We start from the raw sequence: 21,322 nt of genomic DNA on the forward strand, positions 1-21,322 counted from the left end.
GCGGATACGCCGATCGGCAGTCAAATCAGGTTGCATTGCAGCAATTTTCCGCATTATGAGAATTGATCTCGTAATTTGAAAATTTGGTTGCGCGGACGTCGGGACCCTTATTACAATCGGCCGGAGCTGCCGCGGCCTGTCCTGTGTCCGCGTGGTCTGTTCAAAGTGCGTTCCCCATACCCAGGAGACGAGCATGTCCGCTGTACCCGACGAAGTCATGAAATATGTCGCCGCCGAGAAAGACGACGATCCCCAGGAAACCGGCGAATGGCTGGAAGCGCTGGATGGCGTGATTTCTGCTGTAGGCCCTGACCGTGCCCACTACCTGATCGAGAAGCAGATCGAATTCGCGCGCGTGCACGGCGAACATCTGCCGTTCTCCGCCAACACCCCGTACATCAACACGATTCCGGTCGCGCGCCAGGCGAACATCCCCGGCGACCAGGACATCGAACACCGCATCCGCTCGTACACCCGCTGGAACGCGATGGCGATGGTGCTGCGCGCCGGCAAGGAAACCAACGTTGGCGGCCACATCGCGTCGTTTGCGTCGGCGGCCACGCTGTACGACGTCGGCTACAACCACTTCTGGCATGCGCCGTCCGCCGAGCATGGCGGCGACCTTGTGTTCGTGCAGGGTCACTCGTCGCCGGGCGTCTACTCGCGCGCGTTCCTGCTCGGCCGCCTGACCGAGAAGCAGCTCGACAACTTCCGTCAGGAAGTGGGCGGCGAGGGCATCTCGTCGTATCCGCACCCGTGGCTGATGCCGGACTTCTGGCAGTTCCCGACCGTGTCGATGGGCCTCGGCCCGATCATGGCGATCTACCAGGCGCGCTTCATGAAGTACCTGCAGGCGCGTGGCATCGCGAAGACCGACGGCCGCAAGGTCTGGGCCTTCCTCGGCGACGGCGAAACGGACGAGCCGGAATCGCTCGGCGCGATCGGCATGGCCGGCCGCGAGCGTCTGGACAACCTCGTGTTCGTGATCAACTGCAACCTGCAGCGTCTCGACGGTCCGGTGCGCGGTAACGGCAAGATCATCCAGGAACTCGAAAGCGAGTTCCGCGGCGCCGGCTGGAACGTCATCAAGGTCATCTGGGGCAGCCGCTGGGATGCCCTCTTCGCGCGCGACAAGTCGGGCGCGCTGATGCGCCGCATGATGGAAGTCGTCGACGGCGAGTACCAGACGTACAAGTCGGAGTCGGGCGCATTCGTGCGCGAGCACTTCTTCAACACGCCGGAACTGAAGGCGCTGGTCGCCGACTGGTCCGACGACGACATCTGGAACCTGAACCGCGGCGGCCACGATCCGCACAAGATCTACGCGGCGTTCACGGAAGCGTCGAATTCGAAGGGCCAGCCGACCGTCATCCTCGCGAAGACGATCAAGGGCTACGGCATGGGCGAAGCCGGCCAGGCGATGAACATCACCCACCAGCAGAAGAAGATGCAGGTGGAGCAGCTGAAGAAATTCCGCGACCAGTTCCGTCTGCCGATCACCGACGAGCAGATCGTCGACGTGCCGTACCTGACGTTCGAGGAAGGCTCGAAGGAGCTCGACTACATGCGCCAGAAGCGCATGGACCTCGGCGGTTATCTGCCGGCGCGTCGTCAGAAGGCCGAATCGCTGCCGGTGCCGGATCTGGCGGCGTTCGATCCGCTGCTCAAGGGCACGGGCGAGGGCCGCGAGATCTCGACGACGATGGCGTTCGTGCGGATCCTGAACATCCTGCTGAAGGACAAGACGCTCGGCAAGCGCGTCGTGCCGATCGTGCCGGACGAGTCGCGTACCTTCGGTATGGAAGGCTTGTTCCGCCAGATCGGTATCTGGAATCAGGACGGCCAGAAGTACGTGCCGGAAGACTCCGACCAGCTGATGTTCTACCGCGAGTCGGAAACCGGTCAGATCCTGCAGGAAGGCATCAACGAAGCCGGCGGTATGGCCGACTGGATCGCCGCCGCGACGTCGTACTCGACGCACGGCGAGACGATGATCCCGTTCTACATCTTCTACTCGATGTTCGGCTTCCAGCGTATCGGCGACCTGTGCTGGGCCGCGGGCGACATGCGTTCGCGCGGCTTCCTGCTGGGCGGCACCGCTGGCCGTACGACGCTGAACGGCGAAGGTCTGCAACACGAAGACGGTCACTCGCTGCTGTGGGCCGCTTCGGTGCCGAACTGCATCAGCTACGACCCGACCTTCGGCTATGAACTCGCGGTCATCGTGCAGGACGGTCTGCGCCGCATGGTCGCCGAGCAGCAGGACGTGTACTACTACATCACGGTGATGAACGAGAACTACGAGCACCCGGCGATTCCGCAGGGCGAGACCGTAGCCGAGGACATCATCAAGGGCATGTACTCGTTCCGCAAGGTGTCGGCCGACAAGAAGACGCCGCACGTGCAGCTGATGGGCGCGGGCACGATCTTCAACGAAGTGATCGCCGCCGCCGACCTGCTGAAGAACGACTGGGGCGTCAATGCGGATCTGTGGAGCGTGCCGAGCTTCACCGAACTCGCGCGCGAAGGTCACGAAGTGCAGCGCTTCAACCTGCTGCACCCGACCGAAGAGAAGAAGCTCTCGCACGTCGAGAAGCTGCTGAAGGACGCGCCGGGTCCGGTGATCGCATCGACCGACTACGTGCGTGCGCTGACCGAGCAGATCCGCGCGTTCGTGCCGCAGAAGTTCGTCGTGCTGGGCACCGACGGTTACGGCCGTTCGGACACGCGCGAGAAGCTGCGTCACTTCTTCGAAGTCGATCGCTACTGGGTCACGGTCGCCGCGCTCAACGCGCTGGCTGACGAAGGCACGATCGAACGCAAGGTGGTCGCCGAGGCGCTCAAGAAGTACAACCTTGATCCCGCCAAACCCAACCCGATGACCGTCTAAGGCATCACCCGTGTGCCATGGCGCACGCGCCCGCTCCTCGAACGCGAGGGGCGGGCGGCGTGCGCGGCCCAGGAGACACTAACAATGAGTCAAGCGATCGAAATCAAGGTGCCGGACATCGGCGATTACAAGGACGTTCCTGTGATCGAGGTGCTGGTGAAGGCGGGTGATACCGTCGAGAAAGAGCAATCGCTCGTCACGCTGGAATCCGACAAGGCGACGATGGACGTGCCGAGTTCGGAGGCAGGCGTCGTCAAGGAAGTGAAGGTCAAGGTCGGTGATTCGGTGTCGGAAGGCACGCTGATCATCCTGCTGGAAGCCGCGGGCGCCGCGGCTGCTCCGGCTGCTGCTCCGGCTGCGGCCGCCGCTCCCGCACCGACGCCGGCTCCCGCCGCTGCTCCGGCAGCCGGTGGCGGCGTGCAGGAAATCAAGGTGCCGGATATCGGCGACTACAAGGACGTTCCCGTGATCGAGATCGCGGTGAAGGTCGGCGATCGCGTCGAGAAAGAGCAGTCGCTCGTCACGCTGGAATCCGACAAGGCGACGATGGACGTGCCGAGCTCGGCCGCCGGCGTCGTCAAGGAAGTGAAGGTCAAGGTCGGTGACACCGTGTCGGAAGGCGCGGTCATCGTCGTGCTCGAAGCGGATGGCGCTGCTGCCGCACCCGCCGCGGCACCGGCACCGGCACCGGCAGCGAAGGCTCCGGCCGAGAAGCCGTCCGACGCGCCGGCCGCGCCGAGCCCGGCACCGGCTGCGCCGTCCGCGCTTGCGCAGGCGCCGTCGATTCCGGCTGGCGAGGGCGGTTCGCGCCATCCGAGCCATGCGTCGCCGTCGGTACGCAAGTTCGCGCGCGAACTCGGCGTCGACGTCGCGCAGGTCAAGGGCACGGGTCCGAAGGGCCGCATTACCCAAGCCGACGTGACTGCGTTCGTGAAGGGTGTGATGACCGGCCAGCGCGCCGCGCCGGCAGGTGCCGCGCCGGCCGCGGGCGGTGGCGAGCTGAACCTGCTGCCGTGGCCGAAGGTCGATTTCACGAAGTTCGGTCCGATCGAATCGAAGCCGCTGTCGCGCATCAAGAAGATCTCGGGCGCGAACCTGCACCGCAACTGGGTCATGATCCCGCACGTCACGAACAACGACGAAGCGGACATCACCGAGCTCGAAGCGCTGCGCGTGACGCTGAACAAGGAACACGAAAAGGCGGGCGTGAAGTTCACGATGCTCGCGTTCGTGATCAAGGCTTGCGTGGCGGCCCTGCAGAAGTTCCCGACGTTCAACGCGAGCCTCGACGGCGACAACCTGGTGTTCAAGCAGTACTACCACATCGGTTTTGCCGCGGACACGCCGAACGGCCTCGTCGTTCCGGTGATTCGCGACGCGGACAAGAAGGGCCTCGTCGACATCGCGAAGGAAATGGCGGAGCTGTCGAAGGCCGCGCGCGACGGCAAGCTGAAGCCCGACCAGATGCAAGGCGGCTGCTTCTCGATCTCGTCGCTGGGCGGTATCGGCGGCACGCACTTCACGCCGATCATCAACGCGCCTGAAGTCGCGATTCTCGGTCTGTCGCGCAGCGCGATGAAGCCGGTGTGGGACGGCAAGCAGTTCGTGCCGCGCCTGACGATGCCGCTGTCGCTGTCGTACGACCATCGCGTGATCGACGGAGCGGCAGCCGCGCGCTTCAATGCGTACCTGGGTGCGATTCTTGCCGATTTCCGGCGTGTGATTCTTTGATGTGGTGAGGGTTGCGCGGGGCGCGGGTTTGTTTTTTCGGTGATCCGCGTCTCTCTGTAGAACCTGCTTTCTTGTCGGTCTATTGGCGTCGCCCCTGTGCGGGGCGGCACCTACTTTTCTTTGCACCCCAAGGGCACTTCCTTCGGGGCGTCTTCCAAAGAAAAGTAGGCAAAAGAAAGGCGCGTCCTTCGGCGGACGGCAAAGGATGTTTCTGTTCGCCGTGTCGCCAGCTTTTGGGCCCATGAAGACGAGGTTCTGCGCTCATCACAATCAACAGGAGAAGGGGACACTATGAGTCTCGTCGAAGTAAAAGTGCCGGACATCGGTGACTTCAAGGACGTCGACGTCATCGAAGTCAATATCAAACCGGGCGACACCATCGAGAAAGAGCAGTCGCTGCTGACGCTCGAATCCGACAAGGCGTCGATGGAAGTGCCGAGCGACACCGCCGGCACCGTCAAGGAAGTGCGCATCAAGCCGGGCGACAAGGTCTCGCAAGGCACGGTGATCGCGCTGGTCGAGGCGGCAGCAGGTGGTGCGGCCGCAGCAGCACCGGCGCCGGCTCCGGCCGCAGCGCCTGCACCCGCTCCCGCGCCGAAGGCCGCCGCGCCTGCTCCGCAGGCAGGCAGCTATGCGGGCGGCGCCGATATCGAGTGCGACATGCTCGTGCTCGGCTCGGGTCCCGGCGGTTACTCGGCCGCGTTCCGTTCCGCCGACCTCGGCATGAAGACCGTGCTGGTCGAGCGTTATTCGACGCTCGGCGGCGTGTGTCTGAACGTCGGCTGTATTCCGTCGAAGGCGCTGCTGCACACCGCGCTCGTGATCGATGAGGCGGCGGATCTCGCGTCGCACGGCATCACGTTCGGCAAGCCGCAGATCGATCTCGACAAGCTGCGCGACTTCAAGTCGGGCGTCGTCAAGAAGCTGACCGGCGGTCTCGCCGGCATGGCGAAGGCGCGCAAGGTCGAAGTGGTCGTCGGTACCGGTTCGTTCGTCGATCCGTACCACATGGAAGTGCAGGGCGAGGGCGGCAAGAAGGTCGTCAAGTTCAAGCAGGCGATCATCGCCGCGGGTTCGGAAGCGGTGAAGCTGCCGTTCATTCCGGAAGATCCGCGTGTGGTCGATTCGACCGGCGCGCTCGAACTGCGCCAGATTCCGCAGCGCATGCTGGTGATCGGCGGCGGCATCATCGGTCTGGAAATGGCGACCGTGTATTCGACGCTCGGCGCGCAGATCGACGTGGTCGAAATGCTCGACGGCCTGATGGCCGGCGCGGACCGCGATCTGGTCAAGGTCTGGGAGAAGTACAACAGCAAGCGTTTCGCCAACGTGATGCTGAAGACCAAGACCACCGCGGCCGAAGCGAAGGACGACGGCATCTACGTGACGTTCGAAGGCGAGAAGGCGCCGGCCGAGCCGCAACGCTACGACCTCGTACTGGTCGCGGTCGGCCGTACGCCCAACGGCAAGCGGATCGGCGCGGACAAGGCTGGTGTCGCGGTGACCGATCGCGGCTTCATCGACGTCGACAAGCAGCAGCGCACCAACGTGCCGCACATCTTCGCGATCGGCGACATCGTCGGTCAGCCGATGCTCGCGCACAAGGCGGTGCACGAAGGTCACGTGGCGGCTGAAGCCGCGCATGGCGAGAAGGCGTACTTCGACGCGATGCAGATTCCGTCGGTGGCTTATACCGATCCGGAAGTGGCGTGGGCCGGCAAGACCGAAGACCAGTTGAAGGCCGCGGGCGTCAAGTTCGGCAAGGCGGTGTTCCCGTGGGCCGCATCGGGCCGCGCGATCGCCAATGGCCGCGACGAAGGCTTCACGAAGCTGCTGTTCGATGAAGAGACGCATCGCGTGATCGGCGGCGGTATCGTCGGTCTGAATGCGGGCGATCTGATCAGCGAAGTGTGTCTCGCGATCGAAATGGGCGCGGACGCGACGGATATCGGCAAGACGATCCATCCGCATCCGACGCTCGGCGAATCGGTCGGCATGGCTGCCGAGCTGTACGAAGGCGTCTGTACCGATCTGCCGCCGGTGAAGAAGAAGTAATGCCGGCTGCTCCGTCTGCATCGCGAGATGTGGGCGGAGCGGGGCGGTAGAAGAAGTGCCATAAAAAACGGCGCGGTCCTTGCGGAGCGCGCCGTTTCTGTTTTTGCGGCCCGCTAATTTCGCGGCCAGCTGGAAGCAGGCGGAAGGGCAGGTAAAACAGCAGGCAAAAACCGGGCAAAAAAATCCCGGCATGGTGACCGGGCAAACGATACGTCATTGTTGCAACGTATCGGAGCGTTCGGCCAATCAAACCGTGTAAGCGGCAACGGCACGACGCTGTTGCTTGCAATAACGCCGGCGCAGCGGGTGGGCTGGGCCGGCGTGAAAACAATACCGTCGGAACGACAACGCCAGGCCGAAGCCTGGCGTGTTGACGGGTAATGCTTAGGCCGTCTTCTTGGCAGCGCGCGATGCTTGCGCAGCGGCTTGCGAAGCTGCCTTCGATGCGGCCGTTGCAGCTGCATTGAAGTTGCTTTCGGCGATTTCGACAGCCTGGCGGGTTGCCTTGTGGACCGTTTCGTACGTCGTGTTAGCAGCGGTGATCGCCGACTTCATCACGGCAACAGCGGTTTCCGAACCAGCCGGTGCGTTCTTCGCGACGTTTTCGACGAGAGCCTGGACCTTGCGGTTCTGCTCTTCGAATTGCGCTTCAGCGACGCGGGTGAATTCGCTTTGCGTTGCCGACACGATTTCGTACACGTGACGGCCATACGACAGCGCCTTTTCGGCGACCGGCTGTGCGAGGCTTGCCTGCAGTGCCAGCAGTTCTTGTGCGTCCTTCACGGACAGTGCGCGTTGGGCGTTTTCCTGGCTTTCGGCGAGCGTCGACTTCACAACTTGCAGGTTCAGTTCAACCAGCTTTTCGACGCCTTCGAATGCTTTGGTCGTCAGACCGAACAGCGTTTCGAAGTTGGCTTTCTGGGCTGCGGCGAATTGTTCGGGGGTCAGCAGAGTCATCGTTTACGCTCCTGGATCGCGGTCGGTCTATGGGGACCGCATTGGGTTGGTGGCGAGACGCAGGTTGATCGTCTGCCCGGACCGCGATGTATTGTGCATCGCAGCAATGGTTCCCATTTTAAGATGGTCAAAAATAAAGTCAAGTGTTTTTTGTGCGTTGCACAATGTCAAGAAACTGTCGATAAAACAACATGTTATGCAGTAGGCATGTCATTCAGGTGACGCGCGGCGTTTTACTATTTGCACCGTGCTGGTGCGAGATAAAACGCTGGAACTCACGCTTTCGGGAAATTATTTTTCCCCGCCAGGCGGTCGATGCAGGCAGGATAGAGGCTGATCGCCACGATTCGTCCCCCGAAAAAACCTGTCATCATGAATTCGATGTAAACCACAAACTGCTGCGGAACGTTAAGTAGCCACGGCAGTCGAATGCGCGTTAGCGGCTTCGGCAGACGCTTAACACAGTGTGTGTCGTTGAAGCGCAACGCCTTCATGGCTCGATGGTGCGCTACCCGTCGACGCTCTGACCGTATTTCCCCGGATCAAGGTTGTCTCGAAATTGCCGTTATGCTGCAAGAATCCACTCGATTCCTGCGCGCGGCGGCAATGGCGAGACATGGCCAGCGACGATCGTTTTTTTCGATCGAGGCGCGGCACTTATTTGCGTTTTCGCGATCGGAGCTTACAAGCCGGTTTAAGGAGTGCGTATAAGTGCTTCAAATTGCTAATTTTTCATTGCTTCACTACACTTGCGGAAACCTCTCGCCGCTCCCTATCGAACACCCATGAAAACCGACATGTTTTCGTCGCTAAAAGTGCTCCACGGCGCGGCGCGCAGCACCGCTCTTTCGGTGGCCGTTTCATTGGCCGTCGCAGCGGCATTCGCTACGCCTGTCAGCACTTTTGCAGCCACTTCTGCTGCAACCGCAAAAACCACGAAACACACCAAGGCCGCGAAGAAATCGGCCCCGGAAACGGCACCCGCCAAGGTGTCGAGCCGTGCGAAGGCCAGCAAGGGCGCGGCCGTGAAGGCCGCCGCCGCGGACGACGACGCGCCGCGCGCCGGTGCCAAACGCAAACGCGCGACCTTCGCCGCGAACGGCCGTCATCATTCGGCCGTGCGCCGCGTCGCGTATGAGCCGCGCCAGCCCACCGTCGGTCAGGCATTTGGCCTGCACGACACGCCGGACGCGCTGATGCTGCGCTCGAGCGTCGCCTACGTGATCGACCAGAACACCGGCGAGCCGCTCTTCGACAAGAATTCGCACGCGGTCGTACCGATCGCATCGATCACGAAGCTGATGACCGCGATGGTCGTGCTCGATTCGAAAGAGCCGATGACCGACCAGATCGAAGTCACCGACGAAGACCGCGACTACGAGAAGAACACCGGCTCGCGTTTGTCGGTGGGCTCGGTGCTCTCGCGTGAAGACATGCTGCACATTGCGCTGATGGCGTCGGAAAACCGCGCGGCGGCTTCGTTGTCGCGCTATTACCCGGGCGGCCGTCCGGCGTTCCTCGCGGCGATGAACGCGAAGGCGAAGCAGCTCGGCATGACCGACACGCACTTCGAAAATCCGACCGGCTTGACGAGCATGAACGTGTCGAGCGCGCGCGATCTGGTCAAGATGGTCAACGCGGCCTATCAGTACCCGCTGATCCGCAAGTTCTCGACCGATCACAGCTACGACGTGTACACGGGCAAGCGCACGCTCGCGTACAACAGCACGAATGCGCTGGTGCGTAACCCGACCTGGGACATCGGTCTGCAGAAGACCGGCTTCATCAACGAAGCGGGTGAGTGCCTCGTGATGCAGGCAACCATCCACGGTCGGCCGATGGTGATGGTGCTGCTCGATTCGTCGGGCAAGTATTCGCGCTTCGCCGATGCGACGCGTCTGCGCACGTGGCTCGATAACGGCGGCGGCGAGCAGCCGCGTATCACGAGCGCCGACGCTGGCGGTGCGGGTACCTGATACTCAGACCACGGGCGCTTAAAGAAAAAGCCTCGCGAATGCGAGGCTTTTTTCATGGTGCCGGTGCGGCTGGAACAGGCCGACAAGGCCAGGCAGCCGCCGGGCTGCCCACGTTCACGAATGCTGGCCGTGCGCGTGCGAATGATTCTGCTGAACCTGAGGCCGATAGCCGAGCGATTCGGAAATCATCAGCGCGGTCTGGCTCAACTGGCCGAGCCACGAATCCTGCAAACGGTCGGCCGGTGCCGACAGCGACAGCCCCGCAACCAGCTTGCCGGTATCGTCGTAGATGCCGGCGGCGATGCAGCGCACGCCAAGTTCGAGTTCTTCGTTATCGCGCGCGCAGGCCTGCTGGCGCACGTGCGAGAGCTCGCGCTCGAGCTTCGCGAGATCGGTGATGCTGTTCTGCGTGTGACCCGATAGACCCGTGCGCGTGGCGTACGCGCGTACGCGGGTGGCTTCGTCGGCGGCGAGGAACAGCTTGCCGACCGAGGTCAGGTGCAACGGCGCGCGCCCGCCGATTGCGCGAACCACCTGCATGCCCGAGCGCTCCGAATACGCGCGCTCGATGTAGACGATCTCGTCGCCCTGACGCACCGACAGGTTCACGGTTTGCCCCGTCTGCCGATGCAGCTCGCGCATCGGCGTGAGCGCCGCGTCGCGCACCGACAGACGCGCTTTCACGAGGTTGCCCAGTTCGAGCAGGCGCATGCCGAGACGGTAGGTGCCGGGATCCGAACGGTCGACGAGGCGGCACATCACCATGTCGTTCAGGATGCGGTGCGCGGTGGAGGGGTGTAATTCTGTGCGGAGAGCCAGTTCTTTCAGGCTGACCGGGTCGCTATGCGCCGCCAGTGCATCGAGCAGGCGCATCATGCGTTCGATCACCTGGATCGAAGTTTTGGGATCCGGGTTCGTATCGCTCATATGAGAATCGGTGGATGCGTCAAACAGCGAAAACTGATTGTATCTCGTATGGTGAAAAAAGCGAACGTGCTTCGACGGCCGCTTCGAATTCGGGACACTACACGTCCTATGTCTTCCGGCCGTTGGTATTGCGCGGCAAACAGCGGATAATCAGGCAAGTTTCCCCGAAGGAGGGCTCATGCGAGTCGGATTGTTCGTCACATGCCTGATCGACCTGATGCGGCCCGAAATCGGTTTTTCGGTCATCAAGCTGATCGAAGGCGCGGGTTTCGAGGTGATGGTGCCGCCCGCGCAGACCTGTTGCGGGCAACCCGCGTACAACTCGGGAGACCGTCGTATCGCACGCGATCTCGCCGAGAAAACGCTGCGCGAGTTCGAACAGTTCGACTACGTGGTGGTGCCGTCGGGCTCTTGCGGCGGCATGATCCGCGCGCATTACGGCGATCTGTTCGGCGACGACCCCGAGCTGATGAACCGTTTCGGCCGGCTGCGCGCCAAGGTGTTCGAGCTGACCGATTTCCTCGTCAATGTCGCGAAGGTTCAGTTGCCGCCGGGCGAATTCGCGGGGCAGGTGACCTATCACGACTCCTGCTCGGGGCTGCGCGAACTCGGCGTCAAATCGCAGCCGCGCGAATTGCTCGCGCAGGTCGGCGTCGCGGTGATCGAAATGAAAGGCTGTGAGCATTGCTGCGGCTTCGGCGGCACTTTCGCGGTCAAGTACGGCGATATCTCGACGGCGATCGTCGACGAAAAGTGCGCGAATATCGCGGCGAGTGGCGCGGGCACGGTGGTGCTCGGCGACCTCGGTTGCATGCTCAATATCGAAGGCCGGCTGCGGCGCAACGGCGATTCGACCACGCGCGTGCTGCATATCGCGCAGGTATTGGCCGGCGACGTGTAATCCCGAGCGGAAGGAACGCCGGCTGTCATCGCGGCGCGTTCCTTCGACCCCTTATGCGTTGCGGCGAGCGCGGATTCGCGCCGCGCGTCCGATCCGATTTCGTCAAGGTCGTTATGCAGATCCAATCGATGCAGTTCAAGGCGCGCGCCGGTCAGAAGCTGGCCGACCAGCGCCTGCAGCAGAACCTGACCAAGCTGTCCACCAAGTTCGTCTCGGCGCGCGCGAGCGCGATGACTGCGATCGACTTTCCGGCGACGCGCGCCGCGCTGAAGGAGCGCCGCAACCGCGCGCTCGACAATCTCGACGTCTGGCTCGAAACCTTCGAGCGCGAGGCGACCCGGCGCGGCGTGACGGTGCTGTTCGCCGAGACCACGGCGGAGGCGGCGCGGCTGATCGGCGACATCGCGCGCAAGCACGACGTGAAGAAGGTGATCAAGACCAAGTCGATGGTCACCGAGGAAATGCGCCTGAACGAAGTGCTCGGGCAGATGGGCGTGCAGTCGATCGAAACCGATCTCGGCGAGTACATCCTGCAGATCAACGACAACGAGCCGCCGAGTCACATCATCGCGCCGGTCGTGCACAAGGATAAGGACGAGATCGCCGATCTGTTCGCGAAGACACACGGCCGGCCGCGTCTGACCGAGATTCCCGACATGACGCGCGAGGCGCGCGAGATGCTGCGGCCGCATTTCCTGAGCGCGGACATGGGCGTGACGGGCGGCAACTTCATCGTCGCGGAAACGGGCTCGGTCGTCGTTGTGACGAACGAGGGCAACGAGGGCATGTGTACGGTGATGCCGCGCGTGCATGTGGCCGTCACCGGCATCGAAAAAGTACTGCCGACGCTCGAGGATCTCGCGACCGCGATGCGTCTCCTGCCGCGCTCGGCGACCGGCCAGGCTACCTCGAACTATTTTTCGATGCTGACCGGACCGCGTGGCGCGGGCGATCAGGATGGGCCCGAGCATATGTACGTGGTGCTCGTCGACGGCGGGCGCACCGGGCTGATCGGCGGCGACTTTCAGGAGATGCTGCGCTGTATTCGCTGCGGCGCCTGCATGAACCATTGTCCGGTGTATCAGAAGGTCGGCGGCCATGCGTATGGTTGGGTTTATCCGGGGCCGATGGGCTCGGTGCTGACGCCAAGCTACGTCGGTATCGACAAGGCGCTCGATCTGCCACAGGCGGCGACGCTGTGCGGGGAGTGCAATAGCGTGTGTCCGGTCGGTATTCCGCTGTCGGATCTGCTGCGCAAGCTGCGCGAGAAGCAGATGGAGCGACGTTTGCGGCCATGGCGGGAACGCGCGGGGCTGGCGGTGTGGGGGTGGTTTGCGCTGCACCCGGATGCCTATGCGCTCGTCACCAAGCTGGCGGTGCGGGTGCTGGAGCGTATGGGCGGGCGTCGTCGCTCGATCGCCAAACTGCCGCTCGCTGGCGCGGGCTGGACCAATACGCGCGATATGCCGGCGCCGGTTGGGCGCACGTTCCGGGAGTTGTATGCCGCGCAGCGCAGCCATATTGGCTGAGTGGGCGGTGAGAAGATGAGTCGTTTAGACGGCTGCGCGGGCGTGTAGCCGGCAGAGCAGGAAGCGGGGCGCGTGATGGATGACTGGACCGCCTGACTAGCGCAACGCATAGGCAGGCGCGAACGACTCGGTGCTAGTGACGCGTGCCTGCCGCGTCACTACCTGTTCTTTTCGCGTCCGTCAGTCTTCAGTGTTCAGTCTGTCCCGGTTGACGCGAAGGCGCATTTCTCACCCACGCGCTGTTCCGTCCGCCACCGCCGCCTCCACCACCAGCTTGCGGTTGAGCGGGCGGAGGCCCGCCTGCGCCGGGGCGTGGGCCACCACCGCCACCACCGCCGCTGGCGCCACCGGGGCCGTGCGGCCCGCCCGCCGCGCCTTGGGGCGGCGGCCCGCCGCGTTGTTGTCCCGGGCCGCCTCGGTCGTCGCCACGATTGCCGCGGTCGCCGCGGCGCCAGTCGTTATCGTTCGGACGACCCCGGTCCGGATAGCCGCGATAACCCGGGCCCGGTCCGTAGTAGCGTCCCGGCCCGTAATTGCCATAGCCGAGATAGACGTTGGCTTGCGGCACGACCGCGGCACCGGGGGCATACCCATAGCCGTCATAACCGTCGTAGCCGTTATAGGCGCCGTAGCCGTTGCTGTACATCGGCGTGCCGTCCGGATAGACCGCGCAGCCGCCGAGCAGGGCGGCGACCACGAGGCCAGCGAGAGGTGCGAAGCGTTTCATTTCTGGTGAACCTTTGTAGTACCTGATGCAAGCGCAAAGAAATGCGGATGTAAGAATAAGACCATCATTATCGCCGTCCGTGTCGGCAGCTTTGTATTCGTTTGTAAGGATTTCTTTTTCGTGCCAGCGGGCTAGAGAGTTCCGCGAAATGACGGTCAATTGACTATTCCACTTACGGCAACGATCTATCTCGCGGGGCTGGGTTTTTCCTGATTGTGAATTCCTATAGCATTTCGACTGGGCATAGTGGGTCACAAGCTCATGCGCCCTTACTCGGAAAACACATCATGAAAAAGACAATATCGGTGTACTGGCCCCTCGCCATTGTTGTGCCGCTCGCCGCATTCGCCTATTTGCACATCAACAACCACGTTGCTTCGCGCGCGTCGCAGACGCTCGACGCCAATCATCTGACCGCCGAACTCGCGCGCGCCGTGTCGTACGGCATGATCGACGACGCGTCGACTTCGCCGGCCAAGCCGATGCGCGGCGGTGCCGCGATGCCGGTGCCGGAAGCGTCGTAAGCCGATGGGCATGCACGCATCGGCGCCCTGCAAAGGCGGGGCGCGGTGCCTGCGTGTCAGTACCACGCCCGGCGGGAATCCGTCGAGGTTTGTATAATCGCGGCGCAATCCGCACACTGTCGTGCCGACCTCTACGCGGCGCTGCCGACGCGCTGAATCCCCGATGAAAACTGTGTCCATCTGTTTCGTCTGCCTCGGGAATATCTGTCGTTCGCCGACGGCGGAGGGCGTCATGCGTCATCTCGTCGACGAAGCGAAGCTCGCGGAGCGCATTCTGCTCGATTCGGCCGGCACCGGCGATTGGCACATCGGCGCGCCCCCCGACGACCGTGCGCAGCACGCGGCGCGCCAGCGCGGCTATGAGCTGGGTGCATTGCGCGGCCGCCAGATTGCGGCGGCGGACTTCGAGCGCTTCGATCTGCTGATCGCGATGGACGATCGCAACGTCGCGGCACTGCATCAGATTTGCCCGCCCGGGCAGCGCGACAAGATCCGTCTGCTGATGGAGTTCGTGCCGGAGACGGACGGCCGCTGGAGCGGCGCGCGCGAAGTCGTCGATCCGTATTTCGGCGGTGCGGAAGGCTTCGAGCAGGTGCTCGATCAGTGCGAGGCGGCGTGTCGTGGCCTGATCGCCGCGCTGCGTCCGCAATTGCTCGCGTAGATCCGCGTAAGGAGTAGGGCAAATCGGCGGCTGCATTCTGGGGCCAGATTTGGCGGCTGCAGCAAGGTTGCGCCAGGTCCGGGACGAGGCGCTCAAGCCTCGCTCCAAGCCTCAAAATCAGGCCCCAAAAAGTATGGCGGCCAATTAAGCAAATGACACAAATCGCGTTCGCCATACTTGACTAAATCGCTCATGTATTTATACTTGACAAAACTTGTCGAGAATTGCGGTTCCCACACCATATGAGACTCACCACGAAAGGCCGTTTCGCCGTCACGGCGATGATCGACCTGGCGTTGCGCCAGGAGCAGGGCCCGGTGACGCTTGCGGGTATCAGCCAGCGCCAACATATCTCCCTGTCGTATCTCGAGCAGCTGTTCGGCAAATTGCGCCGTCATGAAATCGTCGAGTCCGTGCGCGGACCGGGCGGTGGCTACAATCTCGCGCGCCGCGCGGAAGACGTGACGGTGGCCGACATCATCATCGCGGTCGACGAGCCGCTCGACGCCACCCAATGCGGCGGCAAGGGCACCTGCGAAGGCACCAAGCAGCACGACGGCCATTGCATGACCCACGAGCTGTGGTCGACGCTGAACCAGAAAATGGTCGAATACCTCGATTCGGTCTCGCTGAAAGACCTGGTCGACCAGCAGCGTTCGCGCGAAGGCGCGCCGGCGGTGTTGCGCGACAGGCGCAGCGACGCACCGGCGGTCGAGCCCGTCCGCGTCGCGCCGAAAGGGCCCAATTCCGTTTTCAACATGGCCGGTTCCTGAGCGCGGTACGAAATAGAAAAAGCCGCTGCCCGATACAGAATCCAGAAGCCATAGCACATGACGTCCCCGGAGCAATTGATGAATAACGACTCTCTCCATCTGCCCATCTACATGGACTACAGCGCCACGACGCCGATCGATCCGCGTGTGGTGGACAAGATGATTCCGTATCTGCGCGAGCAGTTCGGCAACCCGGCTTCGCGCAGCCACGCCTACGGCTGGGACGCCGAGCGCGCGGTCGAGGAAGCGCGCGAGCAGGTCGCCGCGCTGGTGAACGCCGATCCGCGCGAAATCATCTGGACTTCGGGCGCGACGGAGTCGGACAACCTGGCGCTGAAGGGCGCCGCGCACTTCTACAAGAGCAAGGGCAAGCACATCATCACGGTGAAGACCGAGCACAAGGCCGTGCTGGACACCTGCCGCGAGCTCGAGCGCGAAGGCTTCGAAGTCACCTATCTGGACGTCAAGGACGACGGCCTGATCGACCTCGAGAAGTTCAAGGCCGCGCTGCGCCCGGACACGATCCTGGTGTCGGTGATGTCGGTGAACAACGAGATCGGCGTGATTCAGGACATCGACGCGATCGGCGAAATCACCCGTGAAAAAGGCATCATTTTCCACGTCGACGCGGCGCAGGCCACCGGCAAGATCGCCATCGACCTGCAGAAGCAGAAGGTCGATCTGATGTCGTTCTCGGCGCACAAGACCTACGGCCCGAAGGGCATCGGCGCGCTGTACGTGCGTCGCAAGCCGCGTATCCGTATCGAAGCGCAGATGCACGGCGGCGGTCACGAGCGCGGCATGCGTTCGGGCACGCTGGCCACGCACCAGATCGTCGGTATGGGCGAAGCGTTCCGGATCGCGCGTGAAGAAATGGCTACTGAAAACGAACGCGTGCGCATGCTGCGCGACCGTTTGCTGAATGGCCTGTCGGAAATCGAAGAAGTGTATGTGAACGGCGACATGGAAAAGCGTGTGCCGCACAACCTGAACATCAGCTTCAATTTCGTCGAAGGCGAATCGCTGATCATGGCGGTGAAGGACGTCGCGGTGTCGTCGGGTTCGGCGTGCACGTCGGCGTCGCTGGAGCCGTCGTACGTGCTGCGCGCGCTCGGTCGCAACGACGAACTCGCGCACAGCTCGATCCGCTTCACGGTCGGCCGCTTTACGACCGAGCAGGATGTCGACTACGTGATCAACCTGCTGAAGACGAAAATTTCCAAGCTGCGCGATCTGTCGCCGCTGTGGGAAATGCACAAGGACGGGATCGATATTTCGACGATCCAGTGGGCCGCGCACTGACGCGCCAGCTGGACGCTGTCGAATTTATCGAACCGCGTACGTTCATCGGATTGCAGGTTGAAACGAATCAAGGAGTGTAATCATGGCTTATAGCGACAAGGTCCTCGACCACTACGAAAACCCGCGCAACGTCGGTTCCTTCGCGAAGGACGACGACGCGGTCGGCACCGGCATGGTCGGTGCACCGGCTTGCGGCGACGTGATGAAGCTGCAGATCCGCGTCGGCGCGGACGGCATCATCGAAGACGCGAAGTTCAAGACCTACGGCTGCGGCTCGGCGATCGCGTCGAGCTCGCTCGTCACCGAATGGGTGAAGGGCAAGACGCTCGATCAGGCCATGTCGATCAAGAACACCCAGATCGCCGAAGAACTGGCACTGCCGCCGGTGAAGATCCACTGCTCGATCCTCGCGGAAGACGCGATCAAGGCCGCGGTTGCCGACTACAAGCAGCGCCATGGCGAAGCGGTTGCCGAAGACGGCAAGGCCGCCTGAGTCACTGGAACTGGCACGACCGGTAAGCGCGGCGCGATCGAGCGCGCCGCGCGCATTGCGCAACTGAGAAACGCTATGGCAATTACGTTGACCGAAAAGGCAGCACAGCACGTCCAGAAATATCTGATCCGTCGTGGCAAGGGCATCGGCCTGCGCGTCGGCGTGCGCACCACGGGCTGCTCCGGGCTGGCCTACAAGCTCGAGTACGTGGACGAACTCGCGCCCGAAGACCAGGTATTCGAGACGAGCGGCGTGAAGGTCGTCGTCGATCCGAAGAGCCTCGCGTATATCGACGGCACCGAACTCGACTTCGCGCGCGAAGGGCTGAACGAAGGCTTCAAGTTCAATAACCCGAACGTGAAGGACGAATGCGGCTGCGGCGAGTCGTTCCGCGTCTAGTTCGGTACTTTCCGCGTACGGCGGATCAAAGGCGGCGCGGGCCGCCTTTTTAATTTGATCCGCGAGCGCAATCGGTCCAGCCGGAATCCGGAATCGGCCGCGCGCTTTGCAGACCGCGTTTTTTAGACCCGCACTCCGGTGCGTTTTCATCAACGGACTTTTCATCCGATGGCCTCGCTGAACGACAGCCACTTCGACCTGTTCGATCTGCCGGCGCAATTCGCGCTCGACGCGAGCGCGCTAGATCACGCCTACCGCACCGTGCAGGCACAGGTGCATCCGGACCGCTTCGCGGCGGCCGGCGACGCGCAGAAACGCATCGCGATGCAATGGGCGACGCGCGCGAACGAGGCGTATCAGACGCTGCGCGATCCGCTCAAGCGCGCGACCTACCTGCTGTCGCTGCGCGGCATCGACGTCGGCGCGGAGAACAACACGGCGATGGAGCCGGCGTTCCTGATGCAGCAGATGGAATGGCGCGAGAGCATCGAAGACGCGGCGGCGGCGAAGAACGTCGACGCGCTCGACGTGCTGCTCGGCGAGTTGCGCGACGAAGAGCGCCGGCGTTTCGACAAGCTCGGCGCATCGCTCGACAGCGGCGCGAATCAGGCGGCGGGCGAAGCGGTGCGGCAGTTGATGTTCATCGAGCGGGTCGCGTCGGAAATTGGCGCGCAGATCGAGCGGCTCGAAGATTGACGCGATTTTCGGGCGGTGCGCGTTGTGGTGCCGTTCGGCGGAAGCCGGTCGGAACGCGCGGCGCGGCGATCGCAGGCGGCGACAGCGCGAGCGCGATGGCCGCGCGGCGGCAAAGCAGCAAGCCGATGGCAACGCGGTAGCAAACAAGGCGCAAGCCGATAGCAACGCGGCGGCAACGGCAAGCAGCAACAGCCAGGAAAACGCAGGACTCAACGGAAAACGCAGAACACAGCAACAAGCAGCAACAACCAGCAGAAACCAGCAGAAACCAGCAGAAACCAGCAGAAACCCGCGAAGCAATAGCGAAGAACCAGCGCGACATGGCGGCAGAGCGCCGCGGCATCATTCCCCAGCAACGCGAATATTCAGGACGGGGCACAACGTCCCCGAGAAGATCCAGATGGCCTTACTGCAAATCTCCGAACCCGGCATGGCGCCGGCGCCTCACCAGCGGCGTCTGGCGGTCGGTATCGATCTCGGCACCACCAACTCCCTCGTTGCCGCCGTGCGCAGCGGCGTGCCCGACGTGCTGCCCGACGAAGACGGGCACGCGCTGCTGCCGTCGGTGGTGCGCTACCTGGAGCAGGGCGGCCGTCGCATCGGTCGTCGCGCGAAGGCCGAGGCGGCCAGCGATCCGCGCAACACGATCGTGTCGGTCAAGCGCTTCATGGGGCGTGGCAAGGCCGAGGTCGAAGGCGCCGAAAACGCGCCGTACGATTTCGTCGACGCGCCCGGCATGGTGCAGATCCGCACCGTCGACGGCGTGAAGAGCCCGGTCGAGGTGTCGGCCGAAATTCTCGCGACGCTGCGCCAGCGCGCCGAAGACACGCTCGGCGACGAACTGGTCGGCGCGGTCATCACGGTGCCCGCCTATTTCGACGAAGCGCAGCGTCAGGCGACCAAGGACGCCGCGCGCCTCGCGGGCCTGAACGTGCTGCGTCTGCTGAACGAGCCGACCGCGGCCGCGATCGCCTACGGTCTCGACAACAGCGCCGAAGGCCTCTACGCGGTCTACGACCTCGGCGGCGGCACCTTCGACCTGTCGATCCTGAAGCTCACCCAGGGTGTGTTCGAAGTGCTCGCGGCGGGCGGCGACTCCGCGCTCGGCGGCGACGATTTCGATCACGCGCTGTATCGCCACGTGCTCGAACAGGCCGGCATCGCGCCGCAGACGCTCGCGCCGCAGGACGTGCGTCTGCTGCTCGATAGCGTGCGCGACGCCAAGGAGGCGTTGTCGAGCGCACCGCAAGCGGCGTTCAAGGTGACGCTGTCGAATGGCGCCACGCTCGACCAGGCGATCGACGAAGCCACCTTCGAGACCCTCACCGCCGCGCTGGTGCAGCGCACGCTGGGCCCGACGAAGAAAGCGCTGCGCGATGCGAAGGTCACGACCAAAGAGATCAAGGGCGTCGTGCTGGTCGGCGGCGCGACGCGCATGCCGGTGATCCGCCGCGCGGTCGAGGCGTTCTTCGGCCAGCCGCCGCTGGTCAATCTCGATCCCGATCAGGTGGTCGCGCTGGGTGCCGCGGTCCAGGCCGATCTGCTCGCGGGCAACCGTGGCGCGGACGGCGACGAATGGCTGCTGCTCGACGTGATCCCGCTGTCGCTCGGCGTCGAGACGATGGGCGGTCTCACCGAGAAGATCATCCCGCGCAACTCGACGATTCCGGTCGCGCGCGCGCAGGATTTCACGACCTTCAAGGACGGCCAGACCGCGATGGCGATTCACGTCGTGCAAGGCGAGCGCGAACTGGTCAGCGATTGCCGCTCGCTCGCGCGCTTCGAGCTGCGCGGCATTCCGCCGATGGCCGCGGGCGCCGCGCGCATTCGCGTGACCTATCAGGTCGACGCGGACGGTCTGCTGTCGGTGTTCGCGCGCGAGCTGGGCTCGGGCGTCGAGGCATCGGTGGTGGTGAAGCCGTCCTATGGCCTTGCCGACGACGACATCGCGCGCATGCTCGAAGACAGCTTCTCGACCGCCGAAGTCGACATGCGGGCGCGGGCGTTGCGTGAAGCGCAGGTCGAGGCACGGCGTCTCGTCGAGGCGACCGAGGCGGCGTTGGCTGCCGACGCCGAACTGCTCGACGACAGCGAACGCGCGGCGCTCGACGCGCTGCTCGCCGCGCTGCGCGAGGTCGCCCAAAGCGAGGACGCCGGCGCGATCGAAGCGGCGACGAAAACGCTCGCCGAAGGCACCGACGAATTCGCCGCGCGCCGCATGAACAAGGGCATTCGGCGCGCGCTGTCGGGCCGCAAGCTCGACGAGATCTGAACGATGCGCACTGGCATGGCCATGCGCTCATGTCGATGAACTGAACAACCGGAGCGCGCCGCGCGGACTTAAAAACTCCGCACGGCGCCAGTAAAATGGTACGGAGCCTGCACGCGGCCTAGCCGGCAGCCACCGTGCCTCAGACCCAAACGGAAACTGTATGCCTCAAATCGTTGTGCTGCCTCACGTCGAACTGTGCCCGGACGGCGCGGTGATCGACGCCGTTCCCGGCAAGAGCATCTGCGACAGCCTGCTCGAACACGGTATCGAAATCGAGCACGCGTGCGAGAAGTCGTGCGCGTGCACGACCTGTCACGTGATCGTGCGTGAGGGTTTCGCCGCCTTGACGCCATCCGAGGAAGACGAGGACGATCTGCTGGACAAGGCGTGGGGGCTCGAACCGGCTTCACGTCTGTCGTGTCAGGCGATCGTGCCGGACGAGCAGGATCTGGTCGTCGAAATTCCGCGTTACTCGATCAATCACGCGAAGGAAAACCACTAACAGGAGG

Annotated in this window: 19 protein-coding genes; 15 read left to right on the top strand and 4 right to left on the bottom strand. The window is 63.4% G+C overall.

Features of this window, described 5'->3' with window-relative positions; translation table 11 throughout:
- Nucleotides 1-193 precede the first annotated feature (193 nt).
- The 3 genes from aceE (at nucleotide 194) to lpdA (ending at nucleotide 6,676) form a co-directional block, all read left to right on the top strand.
- Complete coding sequence (gene aceE, locus HHL14_RS03090; protein ID WP_169496088.1) at nucleotides 194-2,890, top strand: pyruvate dehydrogenase (acetyl-transferring), homodimeric type; 2,697 nt, start codon at nucleotides 194-196, stop codon at nucleotides 2,888-2,890.
- A gap of 84 nt (nucleotides 2,891-2,974) precedes the next feature.
- Complete coding sequence (gene aceF, locus HHL14_RS03095; protein ID WP_169496089.1) at nucleotides 2,975-4,621, top strand: dihydrolipoyllysine-residue acetyltransferase; 1,647 nt, start codon at nucleotides 2,975-2,977, stop codon at nucleotides 4,619-4,621.
- Between the two features lie 291 nt (nucleotides 4,622-4,912).
- Entirely contained in the window at nucleotides 4,913-6,676 is a 1,764-nt protein-coding gene (gene lpdA / locus HHL14_RS03100) for a dihydrolipoyl dehydrogenase (RefSeq protein WP_169496090.1), read from the top strand.
- Nucleotides 6,677-7,060: 384 nt separating this feature from the next.
- Here lpdA and HHL14_RS03105 read toward each other — a convergent pair whose 3' ends face one another.
- The gene (locus tag HHL14_RS03105) at nucleotides 7,061-7,633 is read right to left on the bottom strand and encodes a phasin family protein (RefSeq protein WP_169496091.1); all 573 of its coding nucleotides are present in this window, start codon (nucleotides 7,631-7,633) and stop codon (nucleotides 7,061-7,063) included.
- A 275-nt stretch (nucleotides 7,634-7,908) separates the two neighbouring features.
- Entirely contained in the window at nucleotides 7,909-8,127 is a 219-nt protein-coding gene (locus HHL14_RS03110; RefSeq protein WP_169496092.1) for a hypothetical protein, read from the bottom strand.
- Nucleotides 8,128-8,418: 291 nt separating this feature from the next.
- Here HHL14_RS03110 and pbpG point away from each other — a divergent pair, with 291 nt between their 5' ends.
- The gene (gene pbpG, locus HHL14_RS03115) at nucleotides 8,419-9,609 is read left to right on the top strand and encodes a D-alanyl-D-alanine endopeptidase (RefSeq protein WP_169496093.1); all 1,191 of its coding nucleotides are present in this window, start codon (nucleotides 8,419-8,421) and stop codon (nucleotides 9,607-9,609) included.
- Between the two features lie 114 nt (nucleotides 9,610-9,723).
- Here pbpG and HHL14_RS03120 read toward each other — a convergent pair whose 3' ends face one another.
- A complete protein-coding gene (locus tag HHL14_RS03120) occupies nucleotides 9,724-10,536 on the bottom strand; it encodes an IclR family transcriptional regulator (protein ID WP_169496094.1) in 813 nt (270 codons plus the stop codon).
- Nucleotides 10,537-10,714: 178 nt separating this feature from the next.
- Between HHL14_RS03120 and HHL14_RS03125 the strand changes: the two genes are divergently transcribed.
- Together HHL14_RS03125 and HHL14_RS03130 are read left to right on the top strand one after the other, a co-directional pair.
- Nucleotides 10,715-11,437, top strand: coding sequence for a (Fe-S)-binding protein (locus HHL14_RS03125; protein WP_169496095.1), 723 nt, complete (start codon nucleotides 10,715-10,717; stop codon nucleotides 11,435-11,437).
- 113 nt (nucleotides 11,438-11,550) lie between these two features.
- Nucleotides 11,551-12,966 (top strand): lactate utilization protein B, encoded by a 1,416-nt coding sequence (locus HHL14_RS03130; protein ID WP_169496096.1) that lies wholly within the window; start codon nucleotides 11,551-11,553, stop codon nucleotides 12,964-12,966.
- 187 nt (nucleotides 12,967-13,153) lie between these two features.
- Here HHL14_RS03130 and HHL14_RS03135 read toward each other — a convergent pair whose 3' ends face one another.
- Complete coding sequence (locus tag HHL14_RS03135) at nucleotides 13,154-13,693, bottom strand: hypothetical protein (RefSeq protein WP_169496097.1); 540 nt, start codon at nucleotides 13,691-13,693, stop codon at nucleotides 13,154-13,156.
- Between the two features lie 287 nt (nucleotides 13,694-13,980).
- On the opposite strand from HHL14_RS03135, the gene HHL14_RS03140 reads away from it, so the two are divergent.
- The 9 genes from HHL14_RS03140 to fdx all read left to right on the top strand — a co-directional run bounded on the left by HHL14_RS03140 (nucleotide 13,981) and on the right by fdx (nucleotide 21,315).
- Nucleotides 13,981-14,217: a hypothetical protein gene (locus HHL14_RS03140; protein ID WP_169496098.1), complete on the top strand. Its 237-nt coding sequence runs from the start codon at nucleotides 13,981-13,983 to the stop codon at nucleotides 14,215-14,217.
- Nucleotides 14,218-14,380: 163 nt separating this feature from the next.
- Complete coding sequence (locus HHL14_RS03145; protein WP_169496099.1) at nucleotides 14,381-14,878, top strand: low molecular weight protein-tyrosine-phosphatase; 498 nt, start codon at nucleotides 14,381-14,383, stop codon at nucleotides 14,876-14,878.
- A 242-nt stretch (nucleotides 14,879-15,120) separates the two neighbouring features.
- Nucleotides 15,121-15,651, top strand: coding sequence for a Fe-S cluster assembly transcriptional regulator IscR (iscR, locus tag HHL14_RS03150; protein ID WP_169496100.1), 531 nt, complete (start codon nucleotides 15,121-15,123; stop codon nucleotides 15,649-15,651).
- Nucleotides 15,652-15,729: 78 nt separating this feature from the next.
- Nucleotides 15,730-16,953, top strand: coding sequence for an IscS subfamily cysteine desulfurase (locus tag HHL14_RS03155; RefSeq protein WP_169496101.1), 1,224 nt, complete (start codon nucleotides 15,730-15,732; stop codon nucleotides 16,951-16,953).
- 82 nt (nucleotides 16,954-17,035) lie between these two features.
- Nucleotides 17,036-17,446, top strand: a complete 411-nt coding sequence (gene iscU / locus HHL14_RS03160; protein ID WP_169496102.1) for a Fe-S cluster assembly scaffold IscU — start codon at nucleotides 17,036-17,038, stop codon at nucleotides 17,444-17,446.
- A 75-nt stretch (nucleotides 17,447-17,521) separates the two neighbouring features.
- The gene (iscA, locus tag HHL14_RS03165; RefSeq protein ID WP_169496103.1) at nucleotides 17,522-17,845 is read left to right on the top strand and encodes an iron-sulfur cluster assembly protein IscA; all 324 of its coding nucleotides are present in this window, start codon (nucleotides 17,522-17,524) and stop codon (nucleotides 17,843-17,845) included.
- A gap of 168 nt (nucleotides 17,846-18,013) precedes the next feature.
- The gene (gene hscB, locus HHL14_RS03170) at nucleotides 18,014-18,541 is read left to right on the top strand and encodes a Fe-S protein assembly co-chaperone HscB (protein WP_169496104.1); all 528 of its coding nucleotides are present in this window, start codon (nucleotides 18,014-18,016) and stop codon (nucleotides 18,539-18,541) included.
- 400 nt (nucleotides 18,542-18,941) lie between these two features.
- Nucleotides 18,942-20,813: a Fe-S protein assembly chaperone HscA gene (gene hscA / locus HHL14_RS03175; protein ID WP_169496105.1), complete on the top strand. Its 1,872-nt coding sequence runs from the start codon at nucleotides 18,942-18,944 to the stop codon at nucleotides 20,811-20,813.
- 160 nt (nucleotides 20,814-20,973) lie between these two features.
- Nucleotides 20,974-21,315, top strand: coding sequence for an ISC system 2Fe-2S type ferredoxin (fdx, locus tag HHL14_RS03180; protein WP_169496106.1), 342 nt, complete (start codon nucleotides 20,974-20,976; stop codon nucleotides 21,313-21,315).
- The last annotated feature ends 7 nt before the right edge of the window (nucleotides 21,316-21,322 follow it).

The sequence above is a fragment of the Paraburkholderia antibiotica genome (assembly GCF_012927125.1).
Lineage (GTDB): Bacteria > Pseudomonadota > Gammaproteobacteria > Burkholderiales > Burkholderiaceae > Paraburkholderia > Paraburkholderia antibiotica.

Coding starts and splice junctions, on each gene's coding strand:
- aceF (WP_169496089.1), top strand. CDS start 2,975: ATGAGTCAAGCGATCGAAATCAAGGTGCCGGACATCGGCGATTACAAG.
- hscA (WP_169496105.1), top strand. CDS start 18,942: ATGGCCTTACTGCAAATCTCCGAACCCGGCATGGCGCCGGCGCCTCAC.
- HHL14_RS03105 (WP_169496091.1), bottom strand. CDS start 7,633: ATGACTCTGCTGACCCCCGAACAATTCGCCGCAGCCCAGAAAGCCAAC.
- HHL14_RS03140 (WP_169496098.1), top strand. CDS start 13,981: ATGAAAAAGACAATATCGGTGTACTGGCCCCTCGCCATTGTTGTGCCG.
- HHL14_RS03125 (WP_169496095.1), top strand. CDS start 10,715: ATGCGAGTCGGATTGTTCGTCACATGCCTGATCGACCTGATGCGGCCC.
- HHL14_RS03120 (WP_169496094.1), bottom strand. CDS start 10,536: ATGAGCGATACGAACCCGGATCCCAAAACTTCGATCCAGGTGATCGAA.
- HHL14_RS03135 (WP_169496097.1), bottom strand. CDS start 13,693: ATGAAACGCTTCGCACCTCTCGCTGGCCTCGTGGTCGCCGCCCTGCTC.
- HHL14_RS03110 (WP_169496092.1), bottom strand. CDS start 8,127: ATGAAGGCGTTGCGCTTCAACGACACACACTGTGTTAAGCGTCTGCCG.
- HHL14_RS03155 (WP_169496101.1), top strand. CDS start 15,730: ATGAATAACGACTCTCTCCATCTGCCCATCTACATGGACTACAGCGCC.
- iscU (WP_169496102.1), top strand. CDS start 17,036: ATGGCTTATAGCGACAAGGTCCTCGACCACTACGAAAACCCGCGCAAC.
- fdx (WP_169496106.1), top strand. CDS start 20,974: ATGCCTCAAATCGTTGTGCTGCCTCACGTCGAACTGTGCCCGGACGGC.
- hscB (WP_169496104.1), top strand. CDS start 18,014: ATGGCCTCGCTGAACGACAGCCACTTCGACCTGTTCGATCTGCCGGCG.
- iscR (WP_169496100.1), top strand. CDS start 15,121: ATGAGACTCACCACGAAAGGCCGTTTCGCCGTCACGGCGATGATCGAC.
- HHL14_RS03130 (WP_169496096.1), top strand. CDS start 11,551: ATGCAGATCCAATCGATGCAGTTCAAGGCGCGCGCCGGTCAGAAGCTG.
- HHL14_RS03145 (WP_169496099.1), top strand. CDS start 14,381: ATGAAAACTGTGTCCATCTGTTTCGTCTGCCTCGGGAATATCTGTCGT.
- aceE (WP_169496088.1), top strand. CDS start 194: ATGTCCGCTGTACCCGACGAAGTCATGAAATATGTCGCCGCCGAGAAA.
- iscA (WP_169496103.1), top strand. CDS start 17,522: ATGGCAATTACGTTGACCGAAAAGGCAGCACAGCACGTCCAGAAATAT.
- pbpG (WP_169496093.1), top strand. CDS start 8,419: ATGAAAACCGACATGTTTTCGTCGCTAAAAGTGCTCCACGGCGCGGCG.
- lpdA (WP_169496090.1), top strand. CDS start 4,913: ATGAGTCTCGTCGAAGTAAAAGTGCCGGACATCGGTGACTTCAAGGAC.